Here is a 12,016-nt window from a genome sequence, read left to right as displayed (position 1 = left end):
CCTCTGTTTTCCGCGATGATGAGCAGGCAGTGACTTCGGAAAGAGAAGCCGTCGCGCATCGCCAGATGCACGACGGCTTGCCGGAGCACGCTGCGGTGAAACGCCTGCGAATTCTCGGGCCGTGACGGCCGCGAACTCGCCGTCTCACTCGGCCGGACTGCGCGCGATATTTCCTACCGATGCTTGGCCATGCTGCGTCAGCGGCCGGTTGCCGGCCAATGCGCGCAGCAGTACGTAGAACATCGGCGTGAAGAAGATGCCGAACGCCGTGACGCCGATCATGCCGGAAAACACCGCAACCCCCATGGCATGACGCATCTCGGAGCCTGCGCCACTGGAGATCACCAGCGGCACCACGCCCATGATGAAGGCAAGCGAAGTCATCAGGATCGGCCGCAGCCGCAAGCGGCTGGCTTCGATCGCGGCCTGCACCGGCGTACGTCCGGCGAATTCCAGCTCGCGCGCAAACTCCACGATCAGGATGGCATTCTTGGCCGACAGTCCTACTAGCACGATCAATCCGATCTGGGTGAACACGTTGTTGTCGCCCCTGGTCAGCCAGACGCCGAGCATCGCCGCCAGCAATCCCATCGGCACGATCATGATGATCGACAGCGGCAGTGCCAGGCTCTCGTATTGCGCGGCGAGCACCAGGAATACCAGCAGCAGCGCCACCGGAAACACCACCAGCGACGAATTGCCGGCAATGATTTCCTGATACGTCAGGTCGGTCCACTCGAACGCGATGCCCTTCGGAAAGGTCTCTGCGGCGATCTTCTCCACCACTGCCTGGGCCTGCCCGGTCGAATAGCCGGGCGCCGCACCACCATTGAGGTCAGCGGTGAGGAAGCCGTTGTAGCGCATTGCGCGCTCCGGCCCGGCGCTTTCCTTGATCTTCAGCAGCGCCGACAGCGGCACCATCTCGCCGGTGTCGGAGCGCACCTTCAACAGCCCAACATCGTCGGCGCGGGCGCGGAATTTCGCGTCCGCCTGTACCCGCACCGAATAGGTGCGGCCGAACTTGTTGAAGTCGTTGACGTAGAGCGAGCCGAGATAGATCTGCATGGTCTCAAACACGCTGGTCACGGGCACGCTGAGCTGCCGCGCCCGGGTGCGGTCGATGTCGGCATAAAGCTGCGGCACATTGACCTGATAGCTGGAGAACAGCCCGGCCAGTTGTGGCGCCGCCTGAGCCTTGGCGATGAACGCCTTGGTGGCGTCGTTGAGCGCCTCATAGCCGAGCCCGGCGCGATCCTCGATCTGCAGCTTGAAGCCGCCGATGGTGCCGAGTCCCGCCACCGGCGGCGGTGGGAACATGGCAATGAAGGCTTCCTGGATCGCGGAAAACTTGCCGTTGAGCTGACCTGCGATCGCGCCCGCGCTGAGATTGGCCGCCTTGCGCTCTTCGAAAGGCTTCAACGTGACGAACACGATTCCCGAATTCGAGCTGTTGGTGAAACCGTTGATCGACAGGCCGGGAAACGCTACGGCGCTTTCAACCCCCGGCAGCTTCAAGGCGATATCACCCATGCGGCGGATCACCTCTTCGGTGCGGTCGAGCGTCGCGCCGTCGGGCAGTTGCGCGAAGCCGACCAGATATTGCTTGTCCTGGCCGGGGACAAAGCCACCGGGCACCGCCTTGAACAGCCCAAAAGTGACGCCGATCAGCGCGACATAGCCGACCATCACGATTGCCCGGCGCGAGATCACCCGTTTGACGCCGTGGCTGTAGGCTTCGGAACTGCGGTGAAAGAAGCGGTTAAAGCGCTGGAAGAACCAACCGAGCACGCGATCCATGCCGCGGGTCAGCGCGTCCTTCGGTGCGTCGTGGGATTTCAGCAGAACTGCCGCCAGCGCCGGTGACAGCGTCAACGAATTGAACGCGGAAATCACCGTGGAGATCGCCACCGTCAGCGCGAACTGCTTGTAGAACTGGCCGGTCAATCCGGTAATGAACGCCAACGGTACAAACACCGCGATCAATACCAGCGCGATCGCGATGATCGGCCCGGTGACTTCCTGCATCGCTTGATATGCGGCCTCCTTTGGCGTTAGCCCCTGCTCGATGTTGCGCTCGACGTTCTCGACCACGACGATGGCGTCGTCGACGACGATGCCGATCGCCAGCACCAGCCCGAACAGTGTCAGCGCGTTGATCGAGAAGCCAAACACATGCATGACGGCAAAGGTGCCGATGATGGAAACCGGCACCGCGATCAGCGGAATGATCGACGCACGCCAGGTCTGCAGGAACAGGATGACCACCAGCACCACCAGGGCCACGGCCTCCAATAACGTGTGCACCACCGCCTCGATCGAGGCGCGAACGAATTGCGTGGGGTCATAGACGATACTGTAATCCATGCCGTCGGGCATATTCGCCTTCAGCTCGACCATCATCTTGCGGACGGTGTCGGAAATCTGGATCGCATTGGAGCCCGGCGACTGGAAGATCGGTACCGCGACCGCTGATTTGTTGTCCAGAAGCGAGCGCAGCGAATAGTCCGCGGCGCCAAGCTCGATCCGGGCGATGTCGCGCAGCCTTGTGACTTCGCCATTGGCGCCGTTCTTGACGATGATTTCGCCGAACTCTTCCTCAGTCTGCAGCCGCCCCTGTGCGTTGATGGAGAGCTGCAAATCGAGCCCGACCTCGCTTGGCGATGCCCCGACTACGCCCGCCGCCGCCTGGACGTTCTGGGCCCGGATCTCGCGCACCACGTCGGCGGCCGACAGCCCGCGCTCGGCGACCTTCTGCGGATCGAGCCAGACCCGCATCGAATAGTCGCCGGAGCCGAACAACTGCACCTGGCCGACGCCTTCGATGCGCGCCAACCGGTCCTTGACGTTGAGCACGGCATAGTTGCGCAAATAGGTCATGTCGTAGCGGCCGTTCGGCGACAGCAGATGCACCACCATGGTGAGGTCGGGCGCGCTCTTGATCGTGGTGATGCCGAGGGTACGGACCTCGGTGGGCAGCCGCGGCTCGGCCTGCGCTACCCGGTTTTGCACCAGTTGCTGTGCCTTGTCCGGATCGGTGCCGAGCCGGAACGTCACGTTGAGCGTCATCAATCCATCGGTGGTGGCCTGGCTGCTCATGTAGAGCATGCCTTCGACCCCGTTGATCTGCTCCTCGATCGGCGTCGATACCGTCTCGGCGATCACCTTGGGGTTGGCGCCCGGGTATTGCGCGCGCACCACCACCGTCGGCGGCGCCACTTCCGGATATTCCGAGATCGGCAGCGCCGGCAGCGACAGCAGTCCTGCCACGAAGATCACGGTCGACAGCACGCCCGCGAAAATCGGTCGATCGATGAAGAATCTGGAAAAGTTCATGACTGTCTCGCTGATGGCTGGGCTGCGAAGCGCAAGGATCCCGGCGCGGCCGACCGTGATCGACCGCACTGATGCACTTCTGTTGCTTTTTTGATATTTGCCCGGCGCTCTCGTAAAAGCACCGGCATCAGACTGCTAGCGTTGCGCCACCTCGGTCGCGGAAGAAGCAAAACCCATCGCCACCACCTCGGGCGCGACCAGCGCACCGGGACGCACACGCTGCAGTCCCTTGACCACGATGCGTTCGCCGGCGTGCAGCCCGCCGGTCACTACGCGCATGCCGTCGATCGATACGCCGAGCGCAACTTCGCGATATTCCGCCTTGCTGTCCTTGTCGACGACCATCACGAATTTCTTGTTCTGGTCGGTGCCGACGGCGCGTTCGCTGATCAGCAACACCGGCTCGGCCTTGGGCTGTCCCATCAGCAGCCGCGCGAACTGGCCCGGCATCAGCCTGCCATCGGCGTTATCGAACACCGCACGCACCCGCACGGTGCCGCTGCGCGCATCGACCTGGTTGTCGATCAGCTGCATCTTCCCCCTGTAGGGTGTGCCGTCGGTGGTGCCGGTCCCCATCTGCACCGGGATGCGTCCGATCTCGGACGGCGTCGATTCATCCGCCAGCGTCCGCAATGCCCGCGTCACCACCTGCTCATCGGCGTTGAAGCTGGCATAAATCGGATCGACCGAGACCAGCGTGGTCAGAACCGGCGTGCCAGGTCCGGCGGCGATCAGATTGCCGACGGTGATCTCGAGCTTGCCGACCCGCCCGGAGACCGGCGCGCGTACTTCGGTATAGCCGAGATTGAGTTTTGCCGTTTGCAGCGTCGCCTCGGCCGCCTTGAGATTGGCTTCGGCCTCTCGGTAGGCGTTAACGCGACCGTCAAAATCGCGCTGCGAGATCGTGCGCGAATCCGTCAATTGCTGGCCGCGCTCGAAATCGCTCTTGGTGAGGATCAGGCGCGCCTTGGCCGCGGCCACCTGGCCTTCGGCGCGCGCCACATCGGCCGCATACAGCGACGGATCGATCAGGATCAACAGGTCGCCCTGCTTGACCAACGCCCCCTCCGTAAAGTGGATTTCCTGAATCGCGCCTGCGACTCGGGAGCGGATTTCGACCCGTTCGACGGCCTCAAGCCGGCCGGAAAACTCGTCCCAAGGCACGGTCTGCCGGGGCGCGACGACGGAGACCGAGACCGGCAGGGCTGCGGGCGCTGCTGTGGCCGTCTCGGCCTGCGCGCTTCCGCCTCGACCGCTCAAGAAAGTCGCGCCTGCAGCGATGGCCAAGGCGGCCAGCACCAGCCCTGCCCCAACCAAGCGTTTGTTTTTGATAATATTATTCATAAAGACCCCAGTTCGGCAGGACATTCGGCGCCGTTAACGCGGTTTGAACAGACCGGGCCGGTGACGGCACCCGATCGACGTCCACATTGCAGCGCACACATTCGTAACGTTCGGTATAAATGGCCCATCGACATGTCCTGTCAAGTCACTTATCTAACGATTGGTAGGAAACTAAAGGAGGACCCATCATGGCGATGGGACGGCCCCGCGAATTCGATGTCGAAAAGGCGCTCGACCTGGCGCTCCAGGTGTTCTGGCGCAAAGGCTACGAAGGCGCGTCGATGGCGGACCTCACGGAAACCATGGGGATCACCAAGCCGAGCCTTTATTCCGCGTTCGGCAACAAGGAAGAACTGTTTCGCAAGGCGCTGGATCGTTACGTCGACGGCCCCGGCGGTTACTTTCAGGTCGCGCTGGCCAAGCCGACCACGCGCGCCGTGGTCGAACACTTGCTGTATGAAAGCGCCGATGCCGTCACTGACCCGAACCATCCGCCAGGATGTCTGGCGGTCCAAGGCGCACTGAGCTGCGGCGATGCCGCCGAATCCATCAAGCAGGAATTGATGTCGCGCCGCGCCAAAGGCGAACAGGATTTGCGCCAGCGCTTCGAGCGGGCGACCGCCGAAGGCGACCTGCCTGAGGGATCCGATGCCGCCGATCTCGCAGCCTACCTGTCGGCGATCCTGCAGGGCATGGCGGTGCAGGCGGCCGGCGGCACGACGCGCGAGCAATTGCGCAAGATCGCCGAGATGGCGCTGCGCACGTGGCCGCCGCCGAGTCTGGCGTCGGTCTGACGTTCACACCTCGCCCTTCTCCGCCATCCCCACCGCCCACAGCGCAAACGCATAGGCGATCGCGACTTCATCCAGCCGGTTGAATCGTCCGGACGCGCCGCCGTGGCCGGCGCCCATGTTGGTGCGCAGCAGCACCGGGCCGCCGGCACTCATCGTCGCGCGCAGGCGAGCGATCCATTTCGCCGGCTCCCAATAGGTGACGCGCGGATCGGTCAGCCCGCCCATCGCCAGGATCGCGGGATAGTCCTTGGCCGCGAGGTTGTCGTAGGGCGAGTACGACAAAATGGTGCGAAAATCCTTTTCGCTCTCGATCGGGTTACCCCATTCCGGCCATTCCGGCGGCGTCAGCGGCAGCGTGTCGTCGAGCATCGTATTCAGCACGTCGACGAACGGCACTTCCGCGACGATGCCCGCAAACAATTCGCCCGATCGGTTGGCGACCGCGCCCATCAGCATGCCGCCGGCGCTGCCGCCATGGCCGACGATGCGTTTTGCGCTGGTGTACTTCGCATCACACAGCGCCCGGCCTGCGGCGGCGAAATCATCGAACGAGTTCGTCTTCTTCTCGCGCTTGCCGTCGAGATACCAGCCCCAGCCTTTGTCCGCACCCCCGCGGATATGCGCGATCGCGTAGACAAAACCGCGATCGACCAGCGACAGCCGGTTGGCGGCAAACGACGCCGGCATCGCCATGCCGTAGGAGCCGTAGCCGTAGAGCAAAAGCGGCGCGCGGCCGTCGCGCACGAGGTCCTTGCGGTGCAGGATCGAGACCGGCACCAACGCGCCGTCATGCGAGGCCGCCATGATGCGCGTGGTGACATAGTCGGCCGGGTTATGGCCGGACGGAATCTCCTGCCGCTTGCGCAGCACGCGCGCTCGCGTGGCCATGTCGTAATCATAGACTTCCGCCGGCGTCGTCATCGACGAGTAGGAGAACCGCAAATTCGTGGTCTCGAACTCGTAACCACCCATGGTGTCGAGCGAGTAGGCGGCCTCGTCGAAGGCGATGGCGTGCTCTTCGCCGTTAGCGAGGTCGCGGATGATGATCGCAGGCAGCGCATTGGCGCGCTCCAGCCGCACCATGTGGCCGGCATAGAGCTCGACATCGAGCACATAGACGCCCTCGCGATATGGAATCAGATCGCGCCAGTTGGCGCGTTCGGGTGCGGCGAGGGGCGCGGTGACGACCTTGAAGTCGATGGCGTCGTCGGCATTGGTGAGAATGAACAGTTCATCGCCACGGTCGGCCAGCGAATATTGCACGCCTTCCTCGCGCGCCGCGACCAGCCGCGGCGGCGCCTCGGGATGTTCGAGGTCGATCAGCCGCTGCTCCGAGGTCTCATGGTCGCCGCCGGCGATGACGCAGAAGCGGCCGGACGAGCTCTCATGCAGATGGGTGAACCAGCCGGAATCCTGCTCTTCATAAACGAGCGTGTCGTCGGCCTGTTGGGTGCCGAGCTTGTGGCGCCATACCTGCATCGGGCGGTGGTTGTCGTCGAGCTTGACGTAGAAGAAGCTGTTGCAATCCTTGCTCCAGACGATTCCGCCATCGGTCTCTTCGACGAGATCGTCGCGATCGGCGCAATCAACCCAGTCGCGCACGCGTATCGAGAAATATTCCGAGCCCTTGGTGTCGGCGCTCCACGCCTGCAGCTTGTGGTCAGGCGAATGCCGCGCGCTGCCGAACTTGAAATATTCATGGTCTTTGGCTAGCGCGTCGCCGTCGAGCACGATTCTTACGTCGCCGCCTTCGCGCGGCGTGCGGCCGAACATTTCATGCTGCCCGCCCTCGCGGAATTTTCGCAAATAGGCAAACGGGCCATCCGGCGCCGGCACGCTGGAATCGTCTTCCTTGATCCGGCCGCGCATTTCCGCGACCAGCTTCTTCTGCAACGGCGCGGTATGGCCGAGCAGGCTCTCCGTGTAGTCGTTTTCCGCTTCCAGATATTTTCTGATATCCGGATCCAGTATCGAGGGATCGCGCAGCACTTCCTGCCATTTGGCATCCTTCAGCCATGCGTAATCGTCCGTCACCGTGATGCTGTGCGTGGTGAAGGCATGCGGGCGGCGCGGGGCGACGGGAGCGGGCAGGGCGGTTTTCTTGGCGGCTTGGGTCACGCAGTCCTCGTTTGGCTCTGGAATTGAGCCTTATATCGGGGTGAATGTGGCGGATTACCAGATGCCTGCGGCCGTCATTGCGAGCGGAGCGAAGCAATCCATACCTCCGCGGGGGATAGATGGATTGCTTCGTCGCTTCGCTCCCTTGCGCAAACGCTTTGCGTTTGTCGCAAGCAATGACGGGGAGACACGGTCACTAGCTATTCCTCAGCCTCGCCGCGGCGCCGCCCCCGAACATCGGAATCCGGTTCACCGCGAGCACCACCGCAAACGTGATCACCAGCATCGCAATGCCCAGCACCGAAATCGCGGCAAGGTCGCCGCTTTCGTTGAGGTCGTAAATCAACACCGACAGCACCTTGGTCTGCGAGGTGAACAGCACGATCGCCGCGGATAGTTCGCGCATCACGCCGATGAAGATGAAGCACCAGGTCGCGATCACGCCGGTGCGCAACAAGGGCGCGGTGATATGGCGCAGCGCCTGCAGCCGCGTCGCGCCGAGGATGCGGCTGGCGTCTTCCAGCTCGGGGTGAATGGTCGCAAACGCCGCCTGCAATTGCTGATAGGCCGAGGGCAAATTGATGGTGAGGAACGCCAGCAGCAGGATCCACAGCGTGCCGTAGAGCACGAAGGGCGGCCGCGTGTAACTCAGGAACAGCCCGACACCGAGTACGATGCCGGGTACCGCGACCGGCGCGGTCGCGAGAAAGCCGAGCACGCGGTGGCTCGCGATCACGCGACGGGTCGTGACATAGGCGATGACGAGCGCGAGGATCGTGCCGATGGTCGCCGTCGATGCGCCCAGGATCACCGTGTTTTTCAATGCGAGCTGGGTCGACGACAATTCGGTGAAGACGAACACGATGTTGTGCAGCGTCGCCGTCGACGGCGTCACCAGCGTGGTCGCGTTCGGCGAGAACGCCGCGTTGAGCAGCGCGAAGTAGGGCAGGAACACCGGATTGAGCAGCACGACAAGGCAGAACGCCAGCGCCGCCCAGCGCCAGCCCTTCATCTCGACCCGGCGCGGCGCGCCATATTTGCCGCCGACCACGGAAAAACCGCGGCGGCCGAGTAGAAATTTCTGGCCCTGCAGCAGCAGGATCGTGAGCAGCAGCAGCGGCACGGCCGCGGCGGCCGCGAGTTCGAGTTTTGGCGGATACTGGAACAGGCTCCAGATTTTCGTCGTCATAGTGTGGAAGCCGGCCGGCAGCGCCAGGATCGCGGGCGATCCGAACAGCGTCATCGCCTGCAAGAACGCGATCAGCGCGCCCGCGACCAGCGCGGGCAGCGCCAAGGGGATCGTGACGCGCCGCGCCGTGGTCCATGCCTTGCCGCCGAGAATGGCGGAGGCGTCTTCCAGCTCGCCCGGCATGTTGTCGAGCGCGTTGGCGACCAGTACGAAGACGAACGGAAACGTGTAGCAGGAGATCACGAAGATCAGTCCGGTGAGCGTATAGATGTCGAACAGGGGATCTTCGGCGCCGGTGAGATAGCGATAAAGCTGGTTCAACAGGCCGCTGTTCGGCGCCGCCAGCAATTCCCAGGCGACCGCGCCGAGAAACGGCGGCGTGACAAAGGACGCCGTCACCAGCGCGCGGATGGTCTGGCGCCCCGGCATGTCGGTGCGCGACACCAGCCAGCCGATGGGAGCTGCGACAAGGCAGCAGATCACCGCCGAGGTGGTGGCGATGATCGCCGTCGTCAGCAGCGGATCGAGGAACGCCGGGTCGGTGAACAGCGTGACGAAATTCTGTAGCGTCGGATGCCGTGCCTTGTCCGTGAACGCAAAAACCGCCAGCCACGACAGCGGCAGCACGATCAGCACGATCATGAACGCGGCGAACAGCCACAGGACGGGGCGGGTCCAGTCGATGCGGGATTTTGGGGTTTCAGCGGCAGTGATCGTGACGGTGGTCATAAGAACTTTCTCTCCGTCATTCCGGGGCGATGCGCAGCATCGAACCCGGAATCTCGAGATTCCCCGATGCGCAATTTGCGCATCTGAGGTCTGGTCCTTCGGACCATCCCGGAATGACGGTGGTGGGTGTGGCGGACGGCATCCTCAAACCCTGAACAACCGCGCATAGCGCGTCTTGATCTCTTCAGCCATCTTCTCGACGCCCTCCGCATCTTCCTTCATCAGCTTGATGTCCGAAATCTTCCGCCGCCCCGGCTTCGATTGCACCTGCGCGTGAACCGAATACTGCGCGGTGAAGTCGGTGAAGAATTGTTGCGTCTCGCGGGTGTGCAGCCAGGCCTGGAACAGCCGCGCGGCGTTCGGGTGCGGCGCTGACGCAAAGATCGCCGTCGGCCCCGAGATCGTCGGCGCGCCTTCGGCCGGATAGATCGGCTCGACCGGTTGGCCGGCTTCCTTCAGCAGCACGACGCCGTATTCATTGCCGTCGGCCATCACGGCGCGTTCGCCAAGCGAAAGCTTTTTCGGCGGATCGGTCGAGGACTGCACCTGCATGACCCGCTGCTTCGACAGCTTCTCCAGGTAATCCCAGCCCAGCTCACGGATCAGCTGGAAGGTCGCAGTCATGATGGTGCCGCTATAGGCCGGGTGGCCCTTGACCATCTTGCCTGCCCATTTGGGATCAAGCAGGTCGGCAAAGCTTTTCGGTGCGTCTTCGGCCTTTACCAGATTGGTGTTGTAGGCCATCGACGACAAATAGATCCGCGACGTGGCGGACATGCCGTCGGGGTCGCGATATTCAGGAAGAAAATGCCGGGCCATATCCTCCGATACAAATGGCGCCAGCCACTTGTTCCGCTTCCAGGTGATGACGTGCGACGCATCCGAGGTGTTGATCACGTCGGCTGCGCGGATGCCCGAACCGAATTCCTGGTCGATCCGCTGAAACAACCGTTCCGAACCGGAACGCTCGATCTGAATGGTTATGCCGGGATAGGCGGCCTCGAACGCCTTGCCGAGCTTTTCGCCGACCGGCAGGTCCATCGACGAGTAAAGGATCAGTTTGCCTTCCTTCTTCGCCGCCTCCACCAGATCAGGCGTGATCGCGACCGGCTCCGGCGCCTGGGCGCGAACGGGGGAGGCGAACATCGTCCCGGCGGCGAGCGTGGCCGCGCCTTGCAGGACGTCGCGTCTCGAAAGTTTTCGGCGCTTCATCGCGTCCTCCCGTTTTCTTTTTCTTGCTTAACGGCTCAGCGCCCGGCAGCGCTCGGGCGGCAGCGTCAACCAGACCTCGCTGCCTTTTTGCACGTTGGTTTCAGTCGGCGTGGTGGCGCGCAAACTGGTGCCGTCGGCCACTTCCACCATGTAGTCGCGCGCGGCGCCGAGATAGACCTGGCGCGTGACGACGGCCTTGATCGCATTCTCGGGCGAAGCCGGCGCCTGCGTCGAAAGCCCGATATCGTGCTGGCGGATCGCGACCACGGCGCTTTGGCCCGATGTGAGCGGCGCACCGACCACCTTCAATGTCGCGCCCGCAAAGGCAACATGGGTGGCATCAAGCGCGGTGCCCTTGACGACATTGCTGGCGCCGATGAAGCGGGCGACGAACTCGGACTCGGGGCGGGCATAGATGTCTTCGGGCGTACCGAGCTGGTCGATTTTGCCGCCGTTCATCACCGCGATCAGGTCGGCCGTGGTCATCGCCTCGGACTGGTCATGGGTGACGTAGACGGTGGTGTAGCGGTACTCGTCATGCAGCCTGCGGATTTCGAACCGCATCTCCTCGCGCAGATTGGCGTCGAGGTTGGAGAGCGGCTCATCGAGCAGCAGCGTCTGCGGTTCGACGATCAGCGCGCGCGCGAGCGCCACGCGCTGCTGCTGCCCGCCGGAGAGTTCGCCGGGATAGCGCTGCGCCAGCGGCTCGAGCTTGGTCGTGGCCAAAATCGCCGCGAGTTTTTTCGCGATGGTGTCGCGGTCGAGCTTACGCAGGCGCAGACCGTAGACGATGTTTTCGGTCACCGTCATGTGCGGCCACAGCGCGTAGCTCTGGAAGATCATCGACATGTTGCGCTGTTCGGGCGGCAGCGTGCGCGCCTTCGACGATACCAGCCGCTCGCCGACATGGATCTCGCCGTCGGAGGGTTCCAGAAAACCGGCAATCAGCCGCAGCGTCGTGGTCTTGCCGCAGCCGGATGGGCCGAGCAGGCAGACCAGTTGTCCATGGTCGATTTTCAAGGAGACGTTATCGACCACCGCAAGCGAGCCGAATCGCTTGGTCAGGCCACGCAAATCCACCGACGCCAATCGCCTCACTCCCACTCTTGTTCGTGCACGGATCAGCGCCCGGCTTGGTATGCCAGTATACGGACAAAAACGGGATGGGAAAGGGAGTTGAGTTAGGAAACGATGTCGTCCGCGCCTCATGCGCAATGGCGCACGGCGCGGGATTTCACATTGTGAGAGACGCTACCTCGTCGTCCCTGCGAACGCAGGGACCCATACGCCGCGGCCG

Annotated in this window: 7 protein-coding genes; 1 reads left to right on the top strand and 6 read right to left on the bottom strand. The window is 63.2% G+C overall.

Features of this window, described 5'->3' with window-relative positions:
• Positions 1 to 144 precede the first annotated feature (144 nt).
• The gene (locus tag V1283_RS36335) at positions 145 to 3,333 is read right to left on the bottom strand and encodes an efflux RND transporter permease subunit (protein WP_334391405.1); all 3,189 of its coding nucleotides are present in this window, start codon (positions 3,331 to 3,333) and stop codon (positions 145 to 147) included.
• Positions 3,334 to 3,468: 135 nt separating this feature from the next.
• Complete coding sequence (locus V1283_RS36330) at positions 3,469 to 4,677, bottom strand: efflux RND transporter periplasmic adaptor subunit (protein WP_334391404.1); 1,209 nt, start codon at positions 4,675 to 4,677, stop codon at positions 3,469 to 3,471.
• Between the two features lie 188 nt (positions 4,678 to 4,865).
• Here V1283_RS36330 and V1283_RS36325 point away from each other — a divergent pair, with 188 nt between their 5' ends.
• Positions 4,866 to 5,471, top strand: a complete 606-nt coding sequence (locus V1283_RS36325) for a TetR/AcrR family transcriptional regulator (RefSeq protein ID WP_334391403.1) — start codon at positions 4,866 to 4,868, stop codon at positions 5,469 to 5,471.
• A 3-nt stretch (positions 5,472 to 5,474) separates the two neighbouring features.
• Here V1283_RS36325 and V1283_RS36320 read toward each other — a convergent pair whose 3' ends face one another.
• The 4 genes from V1283_RS36320 to V1283_RS36305 form a co-directional block, all read right to left on the bottom strand.
• Positions 5,475 to 7,589, bottom strand: a complete 2,115-nt coding sequence (locus V1283_RS36320; RefSeq protein ID WP_334391402.1) for a S9 family peptidase — start codon at positions 7,587 to 7,589, stop codon at positions 5,475 to 5,477.
• 196 nt (positions 7,590 to 7,785) lie between these two features.
• The gene (locus V1283_RS36315; RefSeq protein ID WP_334391401.1) at positions 7,786 to 9,507 is read right to left on the bottom strand and encodes an ABC transporter permease; all 1,722 of its coding nucleotides are present in this window, start codon (positions 9,505 to 9,507) and stop codon (positions 7,786 to 7,788) included.
• Positions 9,508 to 9,651: 144 nt separating this feature from the next.
• Positions 9,652 to 10,719 carry an ABC transporter substrate-binding protein gene (locus V1283_RS36310; protein WP_334391400.1) on the bottom strand — a complete coding sequence of 356 codons (1,068 nt, stop codon included), beginning with the start codon at positions 10,717 to 10,719 and terminating at the stop codon, positions 9,652 to 9,654.
• Between the two features lie 27 nt (positions 10,720 to 10,746).
• Entirely contained in the window at positions 10,747 to 11,799 is a 1,053-nt protein-coding gene (locus tag V1283_RS36305) for an ABC transporter ATP-binding protein (protein ID WP_334393305.1), read from the bottom strand.
• Between the last annotated feature and the right edge of the window lie 217 nt (positions 11,800 to 12,016).

Origin of the sequence: Bradyrhizobium sp. AZCC 2262 (assembly GCF_036924535.1) — a bacterium.
Lineage (GTDB): Bacteria > Pseudomonadota > Alphaproteobacteria > Rhizobiales > Xanthobacteraceae > Bradyrhizobium.
This window is presented reverse-complemented; position numbering and strand designations above follow the sequence as displayed.

Coding starts and splice junctions, on each gene's coding strand:
- V1283_RS36325 (WP_334391403.1), top strand. CDS start 4,866: ATGGCGATGGGACGGCCCCGCGAATTCGATGTCGAAAAGGCGCTCGAC.
- V1283_RS36330 (WP_334391404.1), bottom strand. CDS start 4,677: ATGAATAATATTATCAAAAACAAACGCTTGGTTGGGGCAGGGCTGGTG.
- V1283_RS36310 (WP_334391400.1), bottom strand. CDS start 10,719: ATGAAGCGCCGAAAACTTTCGAGACGCGACGTCCTGCAAGGCGCGGCC.
- V1283_RS36315 (WP_334391401.1), bottom strand. CDS start 9,507: ATGACCACCGTCACGATCACTGCCGCTGAAACCCCAAAATCCCGCATC.
- V1283_RS36335 (WP_334391405.1), bottom strand. CDS start 3,333: ATGAACTTTTCCAGATTCTTCATCGATCGACCGATTTTCGCGGGCGTG.